The 24498-nt window shown below is 60.6% G+C and carries 18 protein-coding genes; 2 read left to right on the top strand and 16 right to left on the bottom strand.

Features of this window, described 5'->3' with window-relative positions; genetic code table 11:
• Window positions 1–8: 8 nt before the first annotated feature.
• The 15 genes from ACJJV2_RS05605 to ACJJV2_RS05535 all read right to left on the bottom strand — a co-directional run bounded on the left by ACJJV2_RS05605 (window position 9) and on the right by ACJJV2_RS05535 (window position 20377).
• Complete coding sequence (locus ACJJV2_RS05605) at window positions 9–1115, bottom strand: glycosyltransferase family 4 protein (RefSeq protein ID WP_405278838.1); 1107 nt, start codon at window positions 1113–1115, stop codon at window positions 9–11.
• Between the two features lie 693 nt (window positions 1116–1808).
• A complete protein-coding gene (locus tag ACJJV2_RS05600) occupies window positions 1809–2975 on the bottom strand; it encodes a glycosyltransferase family 4 protein (RefSeq protein WP_405278836.1) in 1167 nt (388 codons plus the stop codon).
• A 111-nt stretch (window positions 2976–3086) separates the two neighbouring features.
• On the bottom strand, window positions 3087–4205 hold the full coding sequence (locus ACJJV2_RS05595) for a hypothetical protein (RefSeq protein WP_405278834.1): 1119 nt from the start codon (window positions 4203–4205) through the stop codon (window positions 3087–3089).
• Window positions 4206–4213: 8 nt separating this feature from the next.
• Window positions 4214–5011, bottom strand: coding sequence for a glycosyltransferase family 4 protein (locus ACJJV2_RS05590; RefSeq protein WP_405278832.1), 798 nt, complete (start codon window positions 5009–5011; stop codon window positions 4214–4216).
• Between the two features lie 114 nt (window positions 5012–5125).
• Entirely contained in the window at window positions 5126–6115 is a 990-nt protein-coding gene (locus ACJJV2_RS05585) for a phosphoribosyltransferase family protein (protein WP_405278830.1), read from the bottom strand.
• A 144-nt stretch (window positions 6116–6259) separates the two neighbouring features.
• On the bottom strand, window positions 6260–7384 hold the full coding sequence (locus ACJJV2_RS05580; RefSeq protein ID WP_405278828.1) for a glycosyltransferase family 2 protein: 1125 nt from the start codon (window positions 7382–7384) through the stop codon (window positions 6260–6262).
• Window positions 7378–8847 (bottom strand): lipopolysaccharide biosynthesis protein, encoded by a 1470-nt coding sequence (locus ACJJV2_RS05575; RefSeq protein ID WP_405278826.1) that lies wholly within the window; start codon window positions 8845–8847, stop codon window positions 7378–7380. Before ACJJV2_RS05575 ends, ACJJV2_RS05580 begins: the two co-directional genes overlap by 7 nt.
• Complete coding sequence (locus ACJJV2_RS05570) at window positions 8838–9332, bottom strand: WbqC family protein (protein WP_405278824.1); 495 nt, start codon at window positions 9330–9332, stop codon at window positions 8838–8840. Before ACJJV2_RS05570 ends, ACJJV2_RS05575 begins: the two co-directional genes overlap by 10 nt.
• 2 nt (window positions 9333–9334) lie before the next feature.
• Window positions 9335–10477: a DegT/DnrJ/EryC1/StrS family aminotransferase gene (locus ACJJV2_RS05565; RefSeq protein ID WP_405278822.1), complete on the bottom strand. Its 1143-nt coding sequence runs from the start codon at window positions 10475–10477 to the stop codon at window positions 9335–9337.
• Window positions 10478–10628: 151 nt separating this feature from the next.
• Complete coding sequence (locus ACJJV2_RS05560) at window positions 10629–11939, bottom strand: exopolysaccharide biosynthesis polyprenyl glycosylphosphotransferase (protein WP_405278820.1); 1311 nt, start codon at window positions 11937–11939, stop codon at window positions 10629–10631.
• Window positions 11940–11994: 55 nt separating this feature from the next.
• Window positions 11995–14214 (bottom strand): polysaccharide biosynthesis tyrosine autokinase, encoded by a 2220-nt coding sequence (locus ACJJV2_RS05555; RefSeq protein ID WP_405278818.1) that lies wholly within the window; start codon window positions 14212–14214, stop codon window positions 11995–11997.
• A 90-nt stretch (window positions 14215–14304) separates the two neighbouring features.
• The gene (locus tag ACJJV2_RS05550; protein ID WP_405278816.1) at window positions 14305–15423 is read right to left on the bottom strand and encodes a polysaccharide export protein; all 1119 of its coding nucleotides are present in this window, start codon (window positions 15421–15423) and stop codon (window positions 14305–14307) included.
• Between the two features lie 1387 nt (window positions 15424–16810).
• Complete coding sequence (locus tag ACJJV2_RS05545; RefSeq protein WP_405280683.1) at window positions 16811–17920, bottom strand: glycosyltransferase family 4 protein; 1110 nt, start codon at window positions 17918–17920, stop codon at window positions 16811–16813.
• A gap of 226 nt (window positions 17921–18146) precedes the next feature.
• Window positions 18147–19328, bottom strand: coding sequence for a glycosyltransferase family 4 protein (locus tag ACJJV2_RS05540; RefSeq protein ID WP_405278814.1), 1182 nt, complete (start codon window positions 19326–19328; stop codon window positions 18147–18149).
• The gene (locus ACJJV2_RS05535; RefSeq protein WP_405278812.1) at window positions 19325–20377 is read right to left on the bottom strand and encodes a glycosyltransferase family 2 protein; all 1053 of its coding nucleotides are present in this window, start codon (window positions 20375–20377) and stop codon (window positions 19325–19327) included. Before ACJJV2_RS05535 ends, ACJJV2_RS05540 begins: the two co-directional genes overlap by 4 nt.
• Before the next feature lie 828 nt (window positions 20378–21205).
• Here ACJJV2_RS05535 and ACJJV2_RS05530 point away from each other — a divergent pair.
• Window positions 21206–21967: a sulfite exporter TauE/SafE family protein gene (locus tag ACJJV2_RS05530; RefSeq protein WP_054556253.1), complete on the top strand. Its 762-nt coding sequence runs from the start codon at window positions 21206–21208 to the stop codon at window positions 21965–21967.
• Window positions 21967–22311 carry a hypothetical protein gene (locus ACJJV2_RS05525; protein WP_405278810.1) on the top strand — a complete coding sequence of 115 codons (345 nt, stop codon included), beginning with the start codon at window positions 21967–21969 and terminating at the stop codon, window positions 22309–22311. Before ACJJV2_RS05530 ends, ACJJV2_RS05525 begins: the two co-directional genes overlap by 1 nt.
• Window positions 22312–22417: 106 nt before the next feature.
• On the opposite strand, the gene glmS is transcribed toward ACJJV2_RS05525, so the two are convergent.
• Window positions 22418–24364: a glutamine--fructose-6-phosphate transaminase (isomerizing) gene (glmS, locus tag ACJJV2_RS05520; protein ID WP_279835955.1), complete on the bottom strand. Its 1947-nt coding sequence runs from the start codon at window positions 24362–24364 to the stop codon at window positions 22418–22420.
• Window positions 24365–24498: the final 134 nt, after the last annotated feature.

The raw sequence follows: 24498 nt of genomic DNA, 5'->3' as shown, positions 1-24498 counted from the left end.
GGGAGGATTCACGAGGCATCCGCGATGCGAGTTCGACCGGAGGTCAGGCGCTCCAGCAACTGCTGCCACTCGCCGCACAGGGTGTCCGCATCGAAGCGCGCGGCATTGTCGCGCGCCAGCAGGGACATCTCGCTGCGACGGGCTTCATCCGTGATCAGATCACGGATCTCGCGCGCCAGAGCCTCATCGTCCTCGACATCCACCAGCACGCCGCTGCCGCCGGCCAGGATTTCGGCAGGCCCGGTCTCACAGTCTGTCGAGACCACCGGCAAGCCGAAGGATTGCGCTTCCAGCAGGGTCATCGGCAGCCCCTCCCAGCGTGAGCTCATCACGTACAGCGCCGCGCGTTGATACTCCTTTTCCACCTGAGAGGTGCGGCCCACGAAGACGACGCTGTCACTCAGGCCCAATGTCCATGCCTGGGCCTTGAGGTCATTTTCATCCTCGCCCCAGCCGACGATGCGCAGCCGCCAGTCAGGGTGGACCGACACGACCTTGTGCCAGGCGTTCAGCAGCACATCGAAGCCCTTCTGCTCCGTCAGGCGCCCGACGGCAAGCACGGTACGCGACGCTGCGTCCTCTTCGCTGGGCTTGGGGAAGTGCGGCACCGGATTCCAGATCGCGCCGACCTTGTCGCGGATGCGATAGCGCGCTCGCCAGGCCTCGGCATCCCGCTCGGTGAGCACCACGATGGCGTCGGCCAGGCGCACGGCGGTCGAGCGCCCCACCGAACGCAGGCGTGAACCATGATCGGTGGCGAGGTTGAAATGCTCCCAGCAGATGATCCGGGCGCTCTGGAACGGGGCCCACGGCGCACAGAAGGCGAACAGGATCGAATCCACCAGCACCACCACATCGGCCTGTTGATGACGGACCTTGGTGAGCAACGCCGAACTGATTCCCAGAGAACGTCGGGCCCCGCCTCTGGCTTCCTTCAGATTCAGGCAACAGGTCGTGATGCTGTCCTCCAGGGAAAACGAACTGGTCGCTGGCCCGAATAGACTCGCGATCATCACCTCATGACCCGAGCGCGCCAGTCCGCTGGCGATTTCGCATGTGACACGTTCCGTGCCTCCGTCGCTGGAAAGATTACCGACGACAAACAGAATCTTCATTGGCTCATGCGCTCCACAGGGAAATGCTCGCCGCGAGGCAGCCGACCGCAGGCGCGATATCGCCTTGCTTGATCGAAATGCCCAACTGCGGCGCAGAAAAAACCCGCCACCGACGAGGGTCGATGGCGGGAGATAGGGGGTATGACATGAAGCGGGGTGACACGACGTCGTGGCGAACAGTAAGGGGCTGGTGGCACTATCGTGTAGCTTCAGATGTGTCCTGATCGACTTTGCGAATCGGTCGTAGCGCCTCAGTCGACACTTCATTGATGATGCCGCAATCCTCACACCGGTACTTAGGCGAGCTCTTGAGCAATCGTTGCCACCAATGTCGCTTGACGCGATGGACGCTGGCGCCTCCACATTGGACACAAAAGCGATATCCATTCATGACAGCTCTCTGTTCTTTATCGACGATCTTCACTGGCATCACTCGAGGCGCATCAAGACGCTCTCATGCGAGTGAAATGATGGTGGAAAAAAGTTGGGTCCGTGCAGGAAGATACAAGCCCATCGCTGTAGCGCTGTTGACTGCGCGAGACAGCGGCCTTGCCCCCTGATCACTTTTCCTTGATGGGGATAGCTTGCACGTTTGCCTATATGGGATTTTCTGATGCCCACCCGACTATCAATGACGAATCTCTTCATCATTCTCAAGAAAACATCATTATTTCGGTCTGTTATTGGCATTCGTCATGCAGTAGCGAGTACTGACTTACGCGACTCGATATCCAGTGTGTGCTGCAGACAGCCAAGATAGGCACGCACCACGATCTGCTGATCAAATTCACGCTCGATACGCACGCGTGCCGCCTGCCCCGCCTCGATCAATGCCGCATGCGGCATGTCCAGACAGCCCTGCATCTGCTGCTCAAGAGACTCGGCATTGGCCGCTTCGCATAGCCAGCCGGTAATACCGGGCTTTACTGAACTCCGGCAACCCGGGACATCACTGACGATCGCGGGGCGCCCCATCGAGGCGGCTTCCAGTACCGTGCGCGGCATGCCTTCCCGATAGGACGGCAGCACCAGCACATTGGACTCGGCCAGGAAAGGGCGCACATCACGCTGTTCGCCCAGATAATGCAATATGCCACGCTCGCGCCAGGCGGCGATTTCCTCATCACTGATCGCGGTGCGATTGCTGATTCCCGACGGGCCGATCAACCAGAAGCGTGCCTGCGGATAGCGCTCATGAAGCCGCTCAGCCGCTGTCACGTACTCTCGCACCCCCTTGTCGCCGATCAGGCGTGCGACCATCACGAAGGTCAGCGGTGGCGTCTGCGGCTGCGGCGCAAAGGCGAAGCGTTGCGGGTCGATACCGGCGCCGGGCAGCACAACAGAAGGCGTGGACTTCTGAAGCCCGAGGCGCATGAAAAGCCGCTGGTCATCGCGATTCTCGAAAAACACGCAGCGTGCCCCACGATTGGCGAAGCCATACAGCGCTCGTACCCGACGGAACAGCCAGCTGTCGTGTATGAAGGCGGTGCCCAACCCCGAGACGTTGTTGGTGTAAGGGATCTTGAGCAGGCGACAGGCCAATCCCGAATAGACATTGGCCTTGATGGTGAAGTTGAGAACATAGCGCGGCTTGAGCTTCAACAATGTCCCTAGTAATGCCAGCAGACTCTTGCTCTCACCGATCAGCGAGGTGCCCTTGCCTTCCATGCCCAGCGCACGATGTTCGACCTTGAGTTCATCCACCAGATACTCGCTGTGCTCATCGGTGGGCGCGAGGCATATCACGCGATAACCCGAATCGCGTAGCCCTTCGATGACACCGCGATGGAAGTTATAGAGAAAGAAGGATGAGTTGGAGACCAGCACCACCGTGGAGGGCTGGGCGTCACGAGTTGGCATGGGGCATTCCTTGCGTGTCATACAAAAAAGATCACGCGCGGGCATGAACACCACGCGTGCGGCCGGAAGCATCCGGAAGAGAAACCATCGAGAAAAGAAGGACGTCGTGGCTCAGTCCAGCAAGGCAGGCCGACGCTGCCGCTGCCAGAGGCGCACCAGCCCTGTGTCATAGGCCATGCACACCACATAGATGACGAGGAAGGGAAAACGATAACGGGCAGCGGTGCCGTAGTTGAAGACGACAAGACCATAGATGGTGAAGGCACCTATCAGGTACAGCAGCCAGAAGAGCGTCTTCTCGCGCTGTATCTGCCAGCACTGCATCGTCAGCCACACCAGGAATGCCACCACCAGCATGTTCTCGCCGGACTGGATCAACTGCAGCGGGTTGGCCGCTTCCCAGGGCAAGGGCTTGATCAGGAAGTAGAACGCCCCCTGAATGCCGGTCACCACGAAGTCACCGAAGCCCTGGATGATCTTCACGTCTTCCATCTTGCCGCCATCTTCCATATACATGGCCGCGCGGAAGAAGTTGATCTGGTCCACCGCCAGCGGATAGATCACCAGCACGCTGGCCCCCATACCCAGCAGCAACCAACAGAAGCGCCGGGCAGAAAGTCCGCGGCGGCTGACATCATAGATTACGTAGACCCCCAGGAAGACGAGCATGATCAAGGCATTCTGGAACTTGATGATCCATAGCGGCAGCAGAAAGATCAGCGCCCATAGGGGTCGTCTCTCGATGGCCAGCAGAAAGCTGCCCAGCATCAGACCCGCCACCAAGGTGTCGCGCAGACTCAGAGAACTGTAGAGCACCAGGCTCGGGTAGCAGAGCAGGAACAGCAATACGGCGTGAGAGACGATGCCGCGTCGCAGCATCACCATCAGCCCACCGATATAGAGGAACTTGTTGAAGAACCCCAGACTGGTGATGGTTTCCGCCAGCGGCAACGGCAACAGCGCCAGAAATCCCGACGAGACCGAGACGGTCAGTGAGTGGTCCAGCGCTCCCCAATCCATGCTGCGCATGGCTAATACCTGCTCCCAGTAGCGGAACTGGTCCGGCATGTACTCGGCATCGAATAGCACGTTATTCAACAGGTACGGCACCGCACTGCTCAGACTCAGGATGATCGCGACATTGCGCGTCACCCAGCCGCGCAGAAAGCCCACCATCACCAGTACCAGACAGACGAGCAGGTTGGGCAGGTCGAGCAGAATGTGTTCCATGGAAAGACTTATTCTCGTGCGCCGCTGTTGACCAGTTTGGCCTGCAGGTTGGCGGATGACATGAGGGGCGCGGACGCGCCGGTATCAGCGCTGGTGGCCTGCCGACTCACCATGCTAGAGGTTTCGAGTGATGGCGATGGCTGCGCGAGGCTAGCCGCAGGCCCGGCGCTGCCGACCTGCCAGCTCTGTGGCGAGAAGGGTGACGCGTCCTCGACCTCTGCTGCTGAGAGCATCAGCGACAGGCACTGCACCAATTGATGCTCGCTCAATGCTCCCGTGTCCTCATCGGGGCCCAACGGCAACGTCACGACACGCACTGCCTCGATCCCACCCTCGTGGCGTACCTGGCAGCCGGCTTCATCGCTTTCGACCAGTACCAGTGCCGCATGCGGATACTTGAGCGCCATCCTGCGCCTCATCCCCCGCGCTTTACTGCCCGCCGCCACCAGTTCAGTGGCTGGCGTCACGGCATGATGCGCAATCACCGGCACGCGCCAACGATCCAGACGGCTCACCTTGAGCGCTTTGAGGTTGGCTGCCAGACCGCTGGACAACAAGACACACGGACGATGGCGCGCCAGATAGCGCGTCAGGGCCAGCACGCACGTCAACTCACTGTGCACGCCCAGCTCTACCAGCCGCACCCCATGGGCCAGACCTTCGATCAACTCCTCATGGGCCTGGGGCACGATGAGATCCACCTCGTGACCCAGGCGCGTAAGCCCTGCCGCCAACGCCAGCATCTGGCGAGTCTCGAGGGTCATCTGCCGTGCCGCGACCAAAAGCGCCATCCGATGCGTCTTCATTGCAATTCCTTCGCCATTGTTTGCTTTGAGCCAGGATCGCTCGTGTCAATTCACGATGACCGCCATGCCATCTACGCAAGGCGGTCACCGTCAGCCCCACTTCCTTCGGTGCGTTCAGGCCAGCCGCTGATAGACGCTGCGTGCATGGCGGGCCAGCGGTGCCGGCAACCAGGCCACAACTCGACGCGCCATGCGCTTGAGCGTGCGCATCAGCATCTGGCCCTTCTTCTGCGCTGACATCGAGGCCCATTCGGGAGTCATCATCAGATGGGCATCCACGCAATAGACGGGCCTGCCGGTCATGCGCGTGATATTGGTGGCCTGCCCCACCTCGCTTTCGATGAACAGGCGACAGCCGGAGTCACGGTAGTAATCCGCCTTGTGACTCGAATGGCGATTCTGGCGCAGGCGCTCTTCCTTGCTGGGCAGGTCAAGCATGATCAGGTGGTCATACTCGACACCGTGACGGGCCAGCCATGCGGTCGTCTCGGGACGATATTTTTCCAGCCGATTGGTGACCAGCGAGTGCACACGGTAGGTCGGGATATACAGGGGCGCCGCGTTGGTCAGGAACTCGCGATAGCGCGGGCCATCATCGTTCTGCTCAGATGTCGGGTCGATGCACAGCACGCCATCGATATCCAGGCAGCTATCGGCCAGCGCTGGATGATGAAACAGATTCCACTGGAAGGCGCGCGGGTGCTCAAGCTCGACCAGATACATGTCCACCCCCACCACCGGTGCCGGGTTGGCGTAGATGACGCAGGTGATGATCTCGCACGGGCAATCTGTCGGTATGCGCGCCAGGGAGGCCTTGAGCGAGGCACCACTGTTGAAACTGTCGTCGACCAGCAGCACGCGCTGATTTTCCCAGGCGCTCTGCGCCGTACCACGAAGCTTGCGCGTCATTCCCTTGCCGGGCGAGCCGTTGGCGATGAAGGTGTCGAGATCCGTACAGGCCCGATTGAGCATGGCGCTGATCATGTAGGCCGGCACCATTCCACTGCGAGGAATCCCGACGATCAGATCGAAATTTCCGGCTTGTAGACGTGACAACTGCCCAGCGATATCCGAACTCAGGTCGGCATAGCTGCGATAATTCATGTTGTGGTCCCCTTGCGACTCACGACGGCCCAAGGCCGATATCCTTCACACTTTTGTATGTTGCAGCGCTTTCTGGTGGTCTTGACGACGTCCTGTCATCAAATGCTTCATACATCCTCGTCACGCCCCGACACCCGAGGGCATTCAGGCCCCTTGACGGGCCTGATGCGCGCCGTCCGACGGCACACGTCGGCGACGAGTCCCTGTCAACCTGGTCATCACATCCTGGCGCACGAGGCGCAGCAGCCGACTGCGGTCCATGTGCGATAGCAGCGCGACGCCCTGCCGGAAGTTGGCCAGGCGCTGCATGGCACTCGCAGGCGCCATCACGTACTGCTTGAAATAGTGATAGAGCGGGATATAAAGACTATCGGAATGCGGCATGTGCCGAGTATGGGCATGGAAGACGTCGATAGCCGAGATCATCTCGTGCTGATAACGCAGTTCGACCTCGGCCTCTTGCTGCTGTGAAGTCCATGAGCCTTTGGCATTGCGGCGATAGACACAGGCAGCATCTTCGTAATAAAGGGTGTCGCCTTGCAATGCCATGTAGGCCTGCAGGAAGAAGTCCATGATCGGGGCGCCGCGATAGGACGTCATCATCGCGTCTACGGTGGCATCGACGCGTCGGAAGCTGAAGGCCGGTGACGGAATGGAGGCGCCGCGCAGGCCGATCACCGCCTCGGCAGAGATCTTCTTCACGCTATCGGCATAGCGGCAAATGAGTGAGTGCTCGCCGGTAGCTTCATTGAACTCCAGCGCCGGATGGAAGCAGACCGTCGCCTCGGGATAAGCGTCAAACAAGGCGACCTGACGGGCCAGCTTGTCGGGCTTGATCCAGTAATCATCGCCTTCGCAATAGGCAATGATGTCGCCGCGCATCACCGGCATGCAGAAGGTGATCGGCCAGATATGCTGAGAGTACTGGTTCACGTCCTGCAGGATCGGCCGCACGATGTTCGGGTAACGGGCCGCATATTCCTCGATGATTTCCCGCGTGCCATCCGTCGAGACATCGTCATGCACGACGATCTCGAACGGAAAACGCGTGCGCTGCATCAGAAAGCCATCCAGCGCCATGCGAATATAGTCGCCATGATTGAAGGCGAAGCACATCACCGAGACGCGTGGGGCGCTGAGATCGCCCTCCCACTCGGCCATGATGGCGGCTTCCTCTGCGGGCGCCGGCGGGACAGGCAAGGGGCCTGACTGCGGTGTGCCATCCATGAGGGGCGTCGCGAGTGCCCGGGCATAACTCAGTTCTAACATGCAGTATTCCCCACTTTCCGTTGTGAAAGACGCTCCTGGATCCAGCCTGCGCCGTACTGCCAGGCCGCGAAGCGCAGCCAGCAGGACAGCAACAGATAGGCCGCCCCTGCCAGCAGGCCTGATACCACCAGCACCACCGGCGCCGGCCAGATGGCCAACAGCGCTGGCACGACCCACCAGGTCGAGCCCGCCACCGCAGTGGCCAGCAGCAAAGCCGGCAGGAAGTCGGCCAGCTGCTCGCGGATGCTGTAGTTGATCAACGCGCGCGAGAACCATGCATTGGGGATGTAGGACACTACCGCCACCACGATCTGGCCGATCAGGATCGCCATCACGCCATAGCGCCAGGTCACTGCCAGTACCGCACAGATCAAGACCTTCTTGATGACCTCGAGCCCGAGGAACAGGTCCGAGCGTCCCTTGACCTTGAGCACATTGAGATTGAGCGTGCTCAAGGGATGCATGACGGCCGCGATACACATCAGCTGCAAGTAAGGCACCGCCGCCAGCCACCGCTCGGGCAACAGCGTCAGAAACAGCGGCTCCGCCAGTGCCGCCAGCAACAGCATCGCCGGGAACAACAGGTAGACCATGACCTGCAGGATCTGACGATAGGCATTCTTGAGGCGTACCGGATCCTCCTGGATGCTCGCCAGCGCCGGGAAGGTCACGTTCTGGACTGCCGTCACCAACTGATTGATCACCAGCTCCTTGAGACGCTCGGCGAAGAAGAACAGCCCCGCCACCGAGGCGGAGAACAGCTTGGCGACCAGCAGCACGTAGAGGTTGACGAACACCACATCCAGCATGCGCGACAGAAACATCTTGTAGCCGAAGCGGAACATCGCCTTGAACGACACCACATCGAATTCCAGCCGTGGCCGCCAATTTCCCCACCACCACATCAAAGCAGTAGTGACCAGCGCCGCCGTCAACATCTGCCCCACCAGTGCCCAGACACCGAAGCCCAGCCAGCCCAGCAGCACTGCCACCCCGCCCGACACCACGCTGCCGGGAATGCCAGCCTTCATGCGCGTGCGAAAATCCAGCGCACGGTTGAGCATCGCGCCCTGAATGACCTCGAAGGAATTGATCAACACCACGATGCCGCCGATACGCACCAGCACGATCAGGCGTGGCTCAGCATAGAAGTCGGCGATCAGGGGGGCGCTGGCATACAGCAAGCCGTAGGCCAGCCCGCCGAAGGCGATATTGCTGAAGAAGGCAGTGCTGGCATCACGCGGACCGAGAGCCGGCATGCGCAGAATGGCTTGCTGAAGGCCCGAATCCATCATGGCTGAGGCGATGGTCAGAAAGACCAGCACCATCGCCAGTAACCCGAAATCTTCCGGTACCAGCATCCGCGCCAGCAGCAGTGTGACCATACTGGCCATACCACGCCGCAATAGCTGATCAGAGAAATTCCACAGAATGCCAATGGCGGTCTTGTTGCTCAGTGACACGAGGCGAGGCCCCCCTGAGTCGCGTGGGCCGCGACAACGCGCGCTGACTGTCTCGACACAGGCGCCGTGTCGCCAGCGACGTTACCCGCGGCGCGCAGCAACTCCAGGTCTTCCGGCAGCAGCTGGTACTCGGTGAGTCTTTCGCGCACCTCGCCCGGTGAGCACCACATCAGCATTTCGATGATCGACAGGCCGGCGCTGAACTCCACCTGACGTCCTGAATGACGCGAATCAGCGCCCGCCTCGCTACGCGGCTCGGACGTTGCCTGGCGAGAGTTGCGCGACTGGCTTGCAAGAAACGAAAGCGTGATGCCATTGGACGAAAAAAGGGCTGTCTGATAGAGGTTGCGACCGCCGAGGCTGTTGATATCGCCACGCGAAATTAAGGCGACGTCGTCATAGACGAGAAACTCGTCACAGGCATGCATCAGATGGGAATAGCCGATGTGCGGAAACAGAGAGGGCTGCATGATCTCGATATTCATTGTCAAGCGGCCTTGATATGACGATTGACGATGATGCGCACCGCCCCAAGGATCTCGCTGACCTCAAGTCCAGAGTAAAGCGGCAGACACAGGATACGACTGGCGATGTCGGTGGAATGCACAATCGGCGGGGTGATGATGTCCTCGCCCTGCAGTTCGGCGGCGGGGCGCCCGAGGAAGGACAGCGATTCCAGCGACGGGCAGAAGTAACGTCGTGCCAGATAGCCTTCATGCTGCAGACGCTGCATCACCTCGAGCAGCATGCTTTCGCTTTCAAGAATGATCGGGAAGTAGGCGTAATTCAGGCTGGCGCCAGTCTGACGGGTCTGCAGCTGGACATTGCCACGCAGCGCCTGAGCATAGGCATGCCAGACCAGCGCCCGGCTTTCCAGGTTGCCTTCGATCTCATCCAGCACGCACAGCCCCATCGCCGCCTGGAACTCGTTCATCTTGGCGTTGATCCCCAGCTCCTCGATGCACTCCGGGCCGGTGATGCCGAAGTTGATCAACTTGCGGGCATGTTCCAGATCTTCCCTGCGCTTGAAGATGATCGCGCCGCCTTCGATGCTGTGGAACAGCTTGGTGGCATGGAAACTCAGGGTGCTGGCATCGCCATGTGACAGCAGGCTGTTGCCGCGGTAGGTCACGCCGAAGGCGTGGGCACCGTCATAGATGACCTTCAGATCATGCGCCTTGCCCAGCGCATCGATGGCCTCGACATCACAGGCGTTGCCGAATACGTGCACCGGCACGATGGCACGTGTACGCGGCGTGATGGCCGACTCGATGCCCTCCGGGTCCAGGCACAGGGTGTTCGGGTCAATATCCGTGAACACCGGCTGCATGCTTTCCCACTTGAGGCTGCTGGCGGTGGCGATGAAGGTGAAGGGCGTGGTGATGACCTCCGCCGGTTCGTACTGGCCCGGCATCTGGGCGATGCCCAGCGCACGATAGGCGATCTGCAGCGCCAGGGTACCGTTGCTGACCAGCAGCAGGTTCTCGACGCCCAGGTAGGTTTCCAGGCGCCGAGTGAGCTCCTGCTCGAGCGGGCCGTGGTTGGTCAACCAGCGCCTCTCGAAGATGGAATCCACATAGCGGTCGAAAGTCTCCCTCTCAGGGAAGTAGGGACGCGTCACCGTAATCATGATATCGACTCCTTTCGTACATCAGATGAAGGTTGGCTCTGACAGCAGACGAGTGCCCGGTGCAGCGCGTTCGCTGCCGGGTTCCTCTGGCAGCGACTCGGTACACGTTCTAGAGAAAGACCGCACACTCGCCTGGGTGATGCAGGCCCGCTCAGCGCGAGCCATTGCCGCTGATCACGATCTTGATGGTACGGATCACCACCAGCAGATCGAGCCAGAAGGAAAAGTGTTTGATGTAGAAGAAGTCGTATTCCAGCTTGCGGATCATGCCTTCCACTTCAGCGGCGTAGCCCTGCTCGACCTGCGCCCAGCCGGTGATGCCCGGGCGCACGACATGACGGTAGTGGAAGAACGGCACGTCCTTGCGATACCAGTCCGCCAGACTCATCGACTCGGGGCGCGGGCCGATCAGGCTCATGTCGCCCTTGAGTACATTGAACAGCTGGGGCAGCTCATCGAGACGGCACTTGCGGATGAAGCGCCCGACTTGCGTGATGCGCGGATCACTGCCTTCCTGGGTGAAGCCCGCGCCCTTCATGCCGTCATACATGCTGCGGAACTTGTAGACGGTGAAGGGACGACAGTGAAAGCCCATGCGCGGCTGGCGGAAGATCACCGGCCCGGGACTATCGAGACGGATCGCCAGCGCCGTCAGCAACATGACAGGTGCCAGCAGCGGCAGCATGAGCGCGGCGACGGTGAAGTCCATCCAGCGCTTGATGACCTCATAATCCTCCCGCGGCGTCAGCGAGCCGAACTCATTGGAATAGAGGTGATCCAGCAGTACACGGCCGGTGATCATCTCGTGGGCATGGGTCGCGTGATAGACCGGAATGCGGTGAATGGTACAGTCCGCCAGGAAGCTCTCCCACTCGCTGGGCAGCTCACCGCGCAGGTCCGCCACCACGCCATCGATACGCGGCAGGCCGACCAGGTCCGGCCCGCGCAACGACAGCCACTCGACGCCCGGGCGGGTGCACAGACTCGGCGCCTTGCCGTAGGGCACCACCGCGAAGCGCATACGGCGCAGCTTGGTATCGATGTAGTAGTAGGCCGTGCACAGGCTCACCGCGAGCAGGAAGGACAGACCGACCTGATGACGCGAATAGTCCAGCCCCAGCACGCCCAGCACCATCATCAGTGTGAGATAGGAGATGACGATCGCCGGCACGACATAAAGGTAGGAACGCGTGCCGGGCAGGCGGGACAGCCGATTGACCGCTGTTACCGACAGTGTATATGCCGCGCCTGTACCCAACAGGGCATGCCATTGGGCATCGCTGGTCAACCACCAGTGTGCATCACCCGGCACCAGCTGGTTCAGCCCTACCTGGTAAAGTGCCGGCGCGATGACCACCACCAGCATCCCGAATACCAGCTGCAATCGCTTGCTCGCGAGCAGACGCTCGTAGTGGTGCGAGTAGCGCCGCTGGTGTTCCATCGACAAGGGAATACCACTCATCGTGCTTACCTCCTCCGTTAATCAAGCGTCATGAGAGCTGCCAGGCGAGACGACATCAGGCGTAGCTGTAGTTGTAATAACCGTAGCCATGCTTGTCGCCAGCTTGCGGTTCGATGGCATTCAAGATGGCGCCCTTGACATATATGCCATTGTTTTCAAGCTTCTTTCGCGCATGTTCGAGCTCGCGAATCTGGTTCATTCCAAAGCGCGCCACCATCAGGCTGGCCCCTACATGACGACCGATGATCAGCGCCTCGGTCACGGCTAATACTGGCGGCGTGTCGATGATGATCAGGTCGTAGCGTTCGCCAAGTTGCTCCAGCAGCTCGGCGAAATTGGGCTGCATCAAAAGCTCCGACGGGTTGGGCGGCGCGACACCACGACCCAGGAAATCGAGATTGTCGATGCGAGTGTGATACAGCACGTCATCCAGCGGGCTGGCGCTACAGAGCACATCCGACAGCCCCCCTTGCTCGGAGGTACGCTGGAAGGCGTGATGCAGGTGGCCCCGACGCATGTCGGCATCGATCAACAGCACGCGCTGGCCGGCTTCGGCACTTACCGCTGCCAGATTGAGGCTGACGAAACTCTTGCCGATGCCCGGGCTCGGCCCGGTGAACATCACCGATTTGCGATGATTGTCGAGCAGGGCGAAGTGCAGACTGGTGCGCAGACTGCGCAGGGCCTCGATACTGATATCCGACGGCTGTGAGGTGGCCAGCACTCCCTGATAGATCTCCCGGCCGCCCTTCTCTCCCTTGAGGCGCACGCGGCGCATCATGTTGTGCTGCTGCGGTGACAGCGGCACCGTGGCGTAGACGGGCAGGTCCAGCGCCTCGATCTGCTCGGCAGTATCGATGCCCTTGCGCATCGCATGGCGCAGCAGCGCGGCCAGCGTGCCCAGCATCAGGCCGATCATGCAGAACACGGCCAGCATCAACGACGTCTTCGGAGAGATGGGCACTGGCTGCAGCACCGCCGGGTCCAGGATGCGCACGTTACCGACAGTGCCGGCCTTCTTGAGGCGCACTTCCTCGCGCTTGTTGAGCAGCGCGACATAGATTTCCTGGCTGACGGTGACATTGCGGTTCAGGTTGAGTGCCTCACGCTGGGCGGCCGGCAGTTGCTCGGCCTGCTTCTGCACGCGTGCCTTCTCCTGATTGAGCGAGTCGCGGCGTGCCACCAGCGCCCGATAGGCCGGGTGCGCGCTTGTGTAGGCGCGTGACAGCTCGGCCAGGCGCAGTTTGATCTCGGTCAGTTGATTGTCCAACCCGACGAGATTCTCCATCACCTGCTGGCTCTCGGCGGTCAGATCAACCGAGTCGCGACGGCGGCGATAGTCGTTGAGTGCCGATTCGGCCTCATCGAGCTGGCCACGCAGCGTCGGGATCTGGTCGCCCAGAAAGCCGAGCTGATTGTCCGCCTCGGCAGATTCCCGCTCGATGTTCTGCTGCAGGAAGACATTGGTGATGGTGTCCAGGGTATTGACGATGGCGGTCTGGTCACTGCCGGACAGGCTCAGCGTGACCACCCCGGTGTCGGTGCCATTGCGCACGGCGGTGAAGCGCGACTTGAGCGAGTTGATGGCGCTCAGGTCCGAGATGCTGGTCAGCGTGAAGCGTGCACCGGGCTCGGCTGACAACTCGCGCACGAAGACCTTGATGCCCTCCGCCAGCGCGTTCTCGCCCACCTTGCCATCGACGATCGGCTGACCCTCGGCATCCAGCAGTCGGTAGCGCTCATCACCCAGTGCCTCGAGGGTCAGCGTCTGCTGTTGCCACGGCCCGCCGAGCTCAAGCGTGGTGACCTTGAGGGTGTCATCGCCCCAGGCGTAATCCTGCCCGCCGAGGCTTGCCGGCAGGCGCAGATGGCGGTTGGAGAGCCAGTCACCGATGACCGGGTAACGCACCGGAGAGACCACGATATTGAGGCGCTCGCGATCCACGGCCTGACCCAGTACCAGTCGTGAGGCGAGAATTTCCAGTTCATCGCTGGTACTGCTCTCATCACTGCCTATCGACTGACCGGCCAGCGGCCCCAGCAGGCTGGCGCTGCCTCCCTTGTCCTCGATCTGGATCAGGGAATCGGCCAGATAGATGCGCTGCTGGCTACCGACGATATAGATCCCCAGCAGGGTGAATAGCAGCGTGCTGCCAATCAGCCACCAGCGTCGATGCCAAAGCAACGCCAGGATGGTGCTGAAATCGAGTCGCCGCGTCGCGTCCTTGCCTGGTTGCGCTGGAGAAGATGGCATGGGAGAGGTGTACTGGTTCATGACGCCGCCTTGAGTAAGCGATTCAGGCCCGGCAGGCAGGTGATACGGCAGGTCGCGACGCGACCTGCCATGCGAGAGTGGGGCATGACCTCAATCCTCGATGTCGTCGATGACCGAGACAAAGGCCCCAGTGCTTGTCACGGACGGCAGCAACTGACTCAGCACGCGGTTCCAGCGGCTGACTGGTGCGGCGGTCACATAGACCACATCACGCGGCTGCAGCGGGAAGCGCGCGCCCAGCATCAGCGAGGTCGCATCCGAGATATCGAGAATGAAGACCGTGGCCAGCTTGTCGGACTCCGGGGGATTTTCACGTACCACGAAGACGCCGGACGGGTCTGCGCGATCCTCATCGACCCCGCCGGCCCGCGACAATGCATCAGTCAAGCTCAGGCGTTCATTGCCCACTGGCATATTGCCGGGCTTGAGTACCTGACCGAGCACGAAGACATTCTGGTCTTCCGCCACCGGCACATTGATCACGTCGCCGTCCTTGAGCAGACGGTTCTGGCGCATATCACCCTGCTGCAGCAGCTGATAGAGGCTCAGATGCTCCTGCTGACCATTACGCGTCAGCGTGATGTCATGGGTGTTGGCCAACGCAGTGACCCCGCCACTGGCACTGATGGCATCGATCAAGGTCAACGGAACATCCGTGACCGGCACGAAGCCGGGTTCGGTTACGGCGCCACTCAGATAGACGCGTTTGGAACGGAATTGCGCCACCGAGACATTGACCTGCGGCTCGGTGATGTAACGTGATAGCCCCGCCACCAGAGCGCTGCGCACCTCATCCACTGTCTTGTCGCGAATCTTGATGCGCCCCACGTAGGGATAGAACAGCGTGCCATCCGGCTGCACGTTATAAGTCAGCGCCTCGACCGTCTGACGCTGAACACCGCTTTCCTGAGCCAGGTCCAGCGGCGTGCTCAGATTGATGGCCAGAATGTCTCCACCCCCCACGCGGTAGACGTACTTCTTGATGTCATCAACCAGCGCAGGCGGAGCAGGAGCGGTCTGAGCGGGGCGCGACCGATAGTTGGAAATCAGCCCGGGAGTGATCGGCGTGACTTCCACCTGATCCGTCAGCGGCGCGACCTCGGCTTCATAATCCATGTGCCCACCAGGTGCGAAGGCACACCCGCTCATCGCCAATACCACGACGGCAAATGAGAACGCCCGGAGCGTCGTTCTGAACGGTATATCCATATCCTGTCTCTCCCCTGTGATCCTGACCGATACCGCCAGGCGCTGTTTCGGCACGCTACCGCCCCGAGGATTTGGCGTTCTCCCCTGCTGCCGATAGCGGCGCCCTGAAGGCGTGTATGTCATCTGTCATGGAGTGGTCACGTCTGCCCTGCGATACCCCTGCGGCACCCACGAACACACGCCAGGCATATGCCCATGACACACACCCATGACCAAACCCCGAAATGAAATTATTATTAGGCTTTTGGTAATTCACCACCAGATATCTAACACATGAAACATATTGCATTGATCGACTTTCCCATCAATCAAGGCAATATGACTCACTTAATCAATCGATGCTTATAAGACTGGATACTCCACGGCATTTATTACATACCATTTACATTTATATTGATATTCCGACCCACAATAATCGCTGCTTGAATTTTCCAGACTAATTTGTCCCAAGCAGGCGAGATCTGACGATCACGTTGGTGATTCAGCTAGCACAATAGCGCCAGAATGGGGTGAGTACTCATACACGCATTCCATGGAGAAGCTCAATGATTGCGGTGCAGCGCTCGATCGCCCGGATGAGTCTACGCAACCTGCCTGACCTGGCAGGTTGCGCGCGCCCTCGAATGAGACGACCGCCCAGTCCAATCCCTGGAAGGCGAAGGACACACCGCGGGCCCGTGAGGCACTGGCGAGATCAGCAACCACAGCCAACATATAAAGTCAAAGCAATACAATAACTTACTTGCACACCCTGCCTAAACTGACGCACTGCATTGCATGTATTCCGGCAAGTTCGTGCTTGGCTGTCCTTTCACGAGGCACGTCCTGCTCTTGTGTCGCTCGACTCTGACCAAGCTTCAACCGTGCTTCAGTCATGCCCTTCATCCTCAACGGGTCTACGCATGACGCCTGAAACAGCGAAGATTACCTGACGCTTTACCAACAACCCCAGATTCGCCAATAAGCAACAATGCTGTCCCCTTTTCAACAGGGCTGATAATAAATCAATTCACTTCAACAGCAAGGACTTGTCTGCTCCTCGAGACGATTGTACTGGCAATGGTAACTTTAAGCTGCCTCCCCTAATCCTCATCATTAGCAGCCAAGACCCTGACAAGCGGATAATTACCCTTACCCATCTAATGCAGGTTGCGAAACAAAACTACTTTAATTTAGCAACACCTCATCATTCGACTCATCTGTAAAGAATGAGAAACCCCAACCATGTCACACACATGCTCTCAAAGACGAAAAGGCCAGAGATTGTCAGCGACAATCTCTGGCCTTTCGATAGCTATCATCACCCACTCAAAGTGGAGAGAGGAGTTGCCCCGCAGTCGCTGTCTACCCTAAACATGTACCTCCGTCGTGTCCGCCATACTGATACTCAAGGCGTCACCTCCAGCCCCGAGGCGGCCTGCGCCGGTTGATGGCTGCCATACAGCGCCAGGTGCCCACTAAGCGCGGTATCGATGTGATAACTCGCCCCGTAACGGCGCGCGTTACGGGCAAAGGCACGCCGCAATTCTGCATCCCCCACCAGTCGCCCCAACGCCTCGGCGTAGCGCTCAGGCGTGTGCTGGTCGACCACCAGACCATTGCCGACCCGATGCACCACCTCGGCACAGCCGCCGACATCGGTGACCAGCACCGGCAGGCCACTGAGCGTCGCCTCCAGCAGCGAGATCGGCAGGCCTTCCCAGGCGGATGACATGATGAAGGCATCGGCGCTGGCCAGCAGCCCCGCCACATCCGAGATATTGCCCAGCAAGCTGACCTCATCATGGAGCCCGAGCGCCTCGATCTGCGCCATCAGCTGTGCCTTGTGTGGGCCCTCACCGGCGATCCTGAGCGTGAACGCCAGGCCCTGCGCCTTGAGTCTGGCGCAGCTTTCCAGCATCAGGGGGTATTGCTTGGCATCGGTCAGACGTCCGATCGCCGCCAGCTGTACCGGGGCTTGCTGATTCGCCTCCCGCCAACCACTGGCCTTGAGACGCGCCCCGGAGACGGCGTTGTCGATCTGCACCACCGGACGCGCCGCAATCGGCGCCAGCTTGTCGGTGCAGGCGCGACAGATACCAACGTAGGCCGTCACGCGACGGTCAAACAGCCGGAACATCCAGGCCGGCGCGCCCAGTTCGATACTGTGCACCGTCATCATCACCGGCAACTGACGCGGCAACCCAAAGGCGAACATCAGCGCGTAATACAGGTGGCAGTGCACCACGTCCGGCGCGAAGCGCCTCACTTCCCTGCGCAGCCTCGTCGCGCCTCGCCACGGGCGGCGGCGTGTCTCGATGCCCAGAAACGAGTAGCTGACATTGCCGGCACTCAGCTGGCTCAGAAAGCGATGCTCGTATTCGAGGTCACGACCACATTCCGCGGCGGTTTCCAGAAAGGTGATATGCACACTGTGGCCAGCGGCCACCATCGCCAGACTCAGGTCCTTCACGTAGACCTCGGCGCCACCAGAGGCGGGAGTCGAGATGACATGCATGATTCTCACGGCGATAGCCTCCTGCTGTCGTTCATGAAAAAAGTGAGGGCGACTGCCCTCACTTGTCTATCCACTATCAATCTTGCCTACCACCGTCATTCAAGCGGCCGCCATGTCTACCCTCGACATACCAGTCGTCGTAATGCCATGGATCGTCATGCCATAGAGTGTCATGCCGATTCAGGCTGCGCCCCTGTTGACAGGTGCCAACATGGCGGCAAGCCGATCAGATCACCTTCAACAGCGCCGGGGCTTCCAGCCCCTCAAGCACCGTGCGCCAGCTGTCCTCGACGGTATTGTGGGAGAAGCGGTCCAGACCGTAATCCACATTGGCGCGCAGCCTGTCGAGTACCGCCTCATCCCCCAGCACCTCATCAAGCTGACGGGTCATGGCCTCCACATCGCCTTGCGCGACCAGATAGCCATTGACGCCATGCTTGATGATCTCGCTTGGCCCAGCCGGGCATGCAAAGCTGACACAGGGCACACCACAGCTCAGTGCCTCGACCAGCACCAGGCCAAAGCCCTCAAAGCGCGACGAGAGCACGAACAGGTCCGCCGTGGCGTATTCGCGTTGAATGTCCCGGCATTGGCCTGGCATCTGTAGCTGATGGGTGATCTTCAGTCGCTCGGCCTGCGCCATCAGTGCGTCACGCTCCGAGCCCTCGCCGACGATGCGCAAGACCCAGCCATCTCGGGTCATCTCAGGCAACGCCGCCCATGCTTCAAGCAGCAGATCGAAACCCTTCTGCGGCTCAAGGCGGCCGACGGCCACCGCTACCTTGGGCGACTTGGCGTCTCGTGAGTCCGTCACTCGCTCAGCACTGCCCTCACGACTCTGATGCGCCTGACGCTCGGCGACGACATGCTCCAGCGGATTGAGGTTGGGCACCACGCTGAGTCGCTCGCGCGCGGCCGAATGTAGTCGCTCCCAGTACTGGCGGTCTTCATGCGACAGCACCACGATGCGGTCGGCGCGATGCGCCGCCAGACGCCGCGCCGTATCTCGGCGGGCAACGCCGAGATCCGAGGTGGCATTGAAGTGTTCCCAGCACAAGTAGCGCGTGCGGCGACATACCAGCGTCGGCAGCAGAAAGGGCAGGAAGCCGATGCTCTCGACCACCACCACCACATCCGGGCGCTTGCGCAGCACCACCCACAACAGGCGCAGAAACAGCCACAGGCCACGTACGGCGCCCAGATGCGAGCGCTCGGGATAGAGTGATTCGTGCACGATATCCTCATGCAACGGATAGGGACTTTCCGCCGGACCATATTCGCTGAGGATCTCGACCTGATAATCACCGCTGGCGGCCAGCATGTTGGCGGTATCGGCACAGGCACGTTCAGTGCCGCCGGTGCGTGACTGGGCACCGGTATAAAACAGGATGTGTTTGTTATTGCTCATGCGGCGTATTGGCTCCGGCGGACAAGTTGCCGGCACAATGCCGGGCTCACTGCATAGCTCATCAACAGCGCCTGCTCCTTCAGCGAGAGCTGGCGCAGCGATGACCAGGACGCTTGTCGCACCTGATCGAGTACGACCTTGCGCACTCGTGAATCATCCGCCGTCTTGTTTATCGCCTGGCGCATGATGAAACTGACGCCGACGAAACGCAGGCCGCGGATTTCCAGCAGGGCCATGCCGTGCGTCGCGGCGAAATGCTCACGATAATGCTCCGCGAAGACCCGCCAGCTGCGGTGGAACTTGTCCAGCTCCTGGTTGCTGAACGGCTTGCGCGTCAGAGAACCATCACTGCGCTTGTCGAAGTAATACAGCACCTCGGGCAGATACAGCACGCGCTCCGCGCGTCCGAACAGATCCAGGTTATAGAGGCCATCCTGCGACACGGGAAGATCAGGGAAGCTCAGCGAGCAGGCCAGATCGGCGCGGATCGCCTTGCCCCAAGGGGACGACACGATGGTGTCATGCATGAAGTCACGAAAGGCCCGGGCCAGCGGGCGCTCCTCGGCCTGCTGGCAGAATGCCAGGCTGTCGTGATCGCCCTTGGGCCCCTGCAGGCAGTAGCGAAAGACCACCGCCTCGGGCGAGTCGAACGCCTCGATGCGGGCCTGCAGAACATCCAGCGCGCCGGGCGCGAAATAATCATCGGCGTCACAGAACAGCACGTAGCGACCGGTGACCAGACTCAGACCATGATTACGCGTGCCACCCGGCCCCATATTGTGAGAGTTACGGCGCAGAACCAGCCGCCCGGTAATGTCAGAAGCGTCCACTGGCTGCGAGGACACTGAATATTGTTGCTGCGTTTGCCTTTCCGCCTGCCGTTCAGCCCACAGGAACCCATCATCCGTCGAGCAATCATCAATGATGATGTGCTCATAGGATGCCTGGTTGTCACGCAAGCTGTTGATACAGCGCGCAAGACCATCCCCTGAATTGTGATTTGGCGTAACGATGGAAAAGTAAGGCGACTTCCCTCTATAGCGTCCCATGCCCTGCCTTCTTTATTGTTCACTGTCGTTGACCAGCGCAGCCGACCAGCGCCCCTGGATCAGGGCACACACTGCGCTGAAGAATGGGTCAGTTCTTGCGACTGACTTTTATCCGCAATTTCTTATGTTTTAGCGTCTGCTTCCTAGCCGCCAGACTAGTGATCAGCTCCAGACAGACATCGCCATCCTGCGGACATATCCATCATGCCTGCCCTACCCGCGAGCCCCCATCGGTGAGACCCGCCAAGCCCTTAAGCACCTAGCTGGCATGACGGGATGCGACATGCACAATCCTGCACCGGATGGCAGAACCTGACTCTGCGCAGCAGTTGACAGGTGTGCGAGGTCACCATGAGGAGGATCGCTGGATGGATGGCAGCTCTGATGAAGGAATGTGGCAGCAAATGGCGACACTTCCTGCCCCAAAGTTGACCACAGACTAATAATCCTCTCTATCGCAAACAAGACACTCTGTCGCCAAAAGCCGAAATCATGAGGGCTTATGCGCCAATTCCCCAATAACTAATGCCATATACTGAGAATGAGTGACCACTGAAATACACTAAGGGCACTGAGCCGACTGAGCCATCGCGACCAAAGCCGTCATGCCCGCTGCCTTAGTGACGCACATCAACGTGAGCACTTTGCGCGAGTGTCATACTGCCAGAGCGCGATGCAGGCTATGATGGCAGGCATTGGTCGGCCTGCCCGCACGCGCACGGCGCCCGCTCTCAAGCACCCTTGCCTGCCAGCGCCAGGCCTCGCGCATGTTGAAGCCAGCGCCGCCCTGCCCTTTCTGTTCTATCCCCCCTTGCCCACGGAGACTTCATGGAGCCTTGGCAACTTGTCGCCATCATGATGAGTCTGGCACTCGCCAGTTATATCCAGACCCTGACCGGTTTCGCCTTCGGATTGATCGTGATGGGCCTGCTGGCGACCCTCGATGTGCTGCCCATCGAGAGCGCCGCATTGCTGTGTACTCTGCTGGGCCTGTTCAACAACGGGATGGCCATGCGCGGGCACTGGCGAGAGATCAATCCGCGTCTGGCACGCCGCCTGCTAGTCACCAGCCTGCCAATGTTGCCGGTGGGCTATTTCCTGGCAGTCTGGCTGGGCAGCGAAAGAGCCCCTCTGCTAGGCATGTTGCTGGGCATCGTCATTCTGATTGCCTGTCTCGCCCTGCTGGCTCAACCGGGCCCGCGTGCCACGACATCGCCACGCTGGCACTTTCATACCGCCGGTGTGCTGTCAGGCCTGATGGGGGGATTGTTCGCGGCCAATGGCCCGCCTCTGGTAGTCGTGCTCTATCGTCAGCCGATGACCCTGATCGCCATTCGCTGCACGCTGTTCGGTGTCTTCATCGTCACCGGCATCGTGCGCATGGGCCTCAGCATCGCGGCCCCGGGGCGTATCGGCGACACCCTGCCCCAGCTGCTGCTTGTGGGTCTGTCAGGCGCCCTCGTCGTGATGCTCTTCACCGAGCTGGCGCGTCGCTTCCCGCCGCCCTTGAGTGACAATCGTCTGCGTCAGGTCGCCTATGCCATTCTGCTGGTCTCGAGTGTCAATCTGATCATCAAGGGCCTGATCTGATGACTCAGACTCCACCAGCCCAGGACGCGACTGATCCAGCGGGCGATGAAGGCTTCATCGAATTGTCGGAGAGCACGATTGACGCCATCAAGGCAGCGGGCAGAAAGCTCGATGAGGACGTGCAGGCGGGACGCCTTCCTGCGGGCAGCTCACGCTGGATGATGGCACCGTCGGGGGAGCGCTTCTGCATTCGTCATTCAGGCCCAGCCCTTGATGAAGAGACTGATGAAGACTCTGATGACGAGTCTGAGCCAGACGCCGACACGCACCGCCAGTCACTGGTGACTCGCTGCTGGCAGCGTCTGCTGGCGCGCGTGAAGCGCGCAGGCGTTGCGCGAGGCTGACTCATCGACAAAAGCCCTCGATAGAGCCCTCCATACCGCTGCAACAAGAAAGGGACTGCCCATGGGCAGTCCCTTTTGTTTGCTTCATGGCCTCAAGCGCAGTCGATCACTCCACCGTGACACTCTTGGCCAGGTTGCGCGGCTGATCGACATCGGTGCCCTTGAGCACGGCGACGTGATAGGAGAGCAGCTGCAGCGGCACCGCGTAGACGATCGGTGCGAGGAAGCGACACACGCCCGGCACGGTGACGACGTGAACGCCTTCACCGGCCTTGAGGCTGACTTCCGGGTCCGCGAACACGAACAGCTGACCGCCGCGGGCGCGAACTTCCTGCAGATTGGATTTCAGCTTCTCCATCAGGTCATCCATCGGCGCGACCGCCACCACTGGCATGTCTTCGTCGATCAACGCCAGCGGGCCGTGCTTGAGCTCACCGGCCGCGTAGGCTTCGGCGTGGATGTAGGAGATTTCCTTGAGCTTGAGCGCCCCTTCCATGGCGATGGGATACTGGCTGCCACGGCCGAGGAACAGGGTGTGGTGACGGTGCATGAACTTCTCGGCCAGCTGCGCGATTTCCCCATCCAGCGCCAGGGATTGCTCGATCACGTGCGGCAGGTCCTTGAGACGCATCAGCAGCTGACGGCTCAGCAGGTCATCCGTCTGACCATCGCCCTTGGCCTGACGCAGCGCCAGGGTGGTCAGCATCAGCGCTACCAGCTGGGTGGTGAAGGCCTTGGTGGAGGCAACCCCGATTTCCGGCCCGGCGTGGGTCAGCAGTGACAGGTCGGATTCACGCACCAGCGAGCTGCCCGCCACGTTGCAGATGGCAAGGCTTGCCAGATAGTGACCGGCCTGCGGGCCTTCACGGTTGAGCTTCTGGATGTCGCGCAGCGCCGCCAGCGTATCGGCGGTCTCACCGGACTGGGACAGAGTCAGGAACAGCGTCCCCGGCGCCGCGACCCGCTCGCGATAACGGAATTCCGAGGCCACCTCGACCTGAGCCGGAATGCCGGCGACCTCTTCCAGCCAGTAACGCGCCACCATGCCGGCGTGATAGCTGGTACCACAGGCGATGATCTGTACCTGACGCACATCCGCGAACAGCTGGGTCAGGCGGGCCACATCCACGACCTGCTTGCCTTTCTCAGCCCCATTGTCTGCCGCTAGGAAGGAATGGCGCGAGACATCGAAGGCCTCCAGACGCACGCCCTGCGGGTCCAGTCGCTCGGCCAGCGTGCGCGACAGCACACGCGGCTGCTCCATGATCTCTTTCATCATGAAGTGGCGATACTCGCCCTTGCCGGCGGCTTCGACGCTGTGTTCGTAACGCACCACTTCACGCGTGACCGGCGTCAGCTCATCGCGGTCGCCGGTACGTTCCAGCACCTGGATACCCGCCGGCGTGATGGCGACCATGTCACCTTCATCGAGATAGATGAAGCGATCGGTGACCGGCAGCAGCGCCAGCGGGTCAGAGGCGATGAAGTGCTCATCGATCCCCACGCCGACCACCAGCGGGCTGCCCTGACGGGCACCGACCAGCAGCTCGGGGTTGCGCTGTTCCATCACCGCCAGCGCGAAGGCGCCATCGAGACGCGCGGTGACCGCATTGACGGCCTCCGGCAGTGCCAGGCCGCTGCACAGTTCGCGATCGACCAGGTGCGCGACCACCTCGGTGTCGGTCTCGGAAGTGAAGACATAACCGGCGCCTTCCAGCTCGCCGCGCAGCGCTTCGTGGTTCTCGATGATGCCGTTGTGCACCACGGCGACCCGCTCACTGGAGAGATGCGGGTGCGCATTGTGCTGGGCAGGACGCCCGTGGGTCGCCCAACGGGTGTGCGCCACGCCGATGGCGCCGGACAGCGGCGCCTCGCGCAGCTCGTCTTCCAGCGCACGCACCTTGCCCACGGCACGCGCACGACGCAGTTCTCCGGCAGGGTCGATGACCGCCACGCCGGCGGAGTCATACCCACGGTATTCGAGGCGATGCAGCCCCTCGATCAGAATCTTGCTGATATCACGCTGAGCCAGACCGGCAACGATGCCACACATGAGAAATTCCTCTACTGCGTGCCACCCTCATGGGGAGCGTGGCACGACTGAATGGATGTCTTTCAGGGAGTGCGTACGCAGATCAGGTACGCGTGCTGAATCTTTCAGTGACGCTCAATGCCTGCTTGAGCCTT

It is taken from the genome of Cobetia sp. Ld8 (assembly GCF_045066615.1).
In the GTDB taxonomy this organism is placed as follows: domain Bacteria; phylum Pseudomonadota; class Gammaproteobacteria; order Pseudomonadales; family Halomonadaceae; genus Cobetia; species Cobetia amphilecti.
The sequence above is the reverse complement of the archived record's forward strand: the minus strand, read 5'-3'. Positions and strand labels throughout refer to the sequence as shown.

Bases quoted from the DNA above. Each gene is read 5' to 3' on its own strand.
- ACJJV2_RS05540 (WP_405278814.1), bottom strand. From the start codon at position 19,328: ATGAGCAATAACAAACACATCCTGTTTTATACCGGTGCCCAGTCACGC.
- ACJJV2_RS05600 (WP_405278836.1), bottom strand. From the start codon at position 2,975: ATGCCAACTCGTGACGCCCAGCCCTCCACGGTGGTGCTGGTCTCCAAC.
- ACJJV2_RS05585 (WP_405278830.1), bottom strand. From the start codon at position 6,115: ATGAATTATCGCAGCTATGCCGACCTGAGTTCGGATATCGCTGGGCAG.
- ACJJV2_RS05530 (WP_054556253.1), top strand. From the start codon at position 21,206: ATGGAGCCTTGGCAACTTGTCGCCATCATGATGAGTCTGGCACTCGCC.
- ACJJV2_RS05590 (WP_405278832.1), bottom strand. From the start codon at position 5,011: ATGAAGACGCATCGGATGGCGCTTTTGGTCGCGGCACGGCAGATGACC.
- glmS (WP_279835955.1), bottom strand. From the start codon at position 24,364: ATGTGTGGCATCGTTGCCGGTCTGGCTCAGCGTGATATCAGCAAGATT.
- ACJJV2_RS05550 (WP_405278816.1), bottom strand. From the start codon at position 15,423: ATGGATATACCGTTCAGAACGACGCTCCGGGCGTTCTCATTTGCCGTC.
- ACJJV2_RS05525 (WP_405278810.1), top strand. From the start codon at position 21,967: ATGACTCAGACTCCACCAGCCCAGGACGCGACTGATCCAGCGGGCGAT.
- ACJJV2_RS05570 (WP_405278824.1), bottom strand. From the start codon at position 9,332: ATGAATATCGAGATCATGCAGCCCTCTCTGTTTCCGCACATCGGCTAT.
- ACJJV2_RS05595 (WP_405278834.1), bottom strand. From the start codon at position 4,205: ATGGAACACATTCTGCTCGACCTGCCCAACCTGCTCGTCTGTCTGGTA.
- ACJJV2_RS05535 (WP_405278812.1), bottom strand. From the start codon at position 20,377: ATGGGACGCTATAGAGGGAAGTCGCCTTACTTTTCCATCGTTACGCCA.
- ACJJV2_RS05565 (WP_405278822.1), bottom strand. From the start codon at position 10,477: ATGATTACGGTGACGCGTCCCTACTTCCCTGAGAGGGAGACTTTCGAC.
- ACJJV2_RS05605 (WP_405278838.1), bottom strand. From the start codon at position 1,115: ATGAAGATTCTGTTTGTCGTCGGTAATCTTTCCAGCGACGGAGGCACG.
- ACJJV2_RS05580 (WP_405278828.1), bottom strand. From the start codon at position 7,384: ATGTTAGAACTGAGTTATGCCCGGGCACTCGCGACGCCCCTCATGGAT.
- ACJJV2_RS05560 (WP_405278820.1), bottom strand. From the start codon at position 11,939: ATGAGTGGTATTCCCTTGTCGATGGAACACCAGCGGCGCTACTCGCAC.
- ACJJV2_RS05545 (WP_405280683.1), bottom strand. From the start codon at position 17,920: ATGCATGTCATCTCGACTCCCGCCTCTGGTGGCGCCGAGGTCTACGTG.
- ACJJV2_RS05555 (WP_405278818.1), bottom strand. From the start codon at position 14,214: ATGAACCAGTACACCTCTCCCATGCCATCTTCTCCAGCGCAACCAGGC.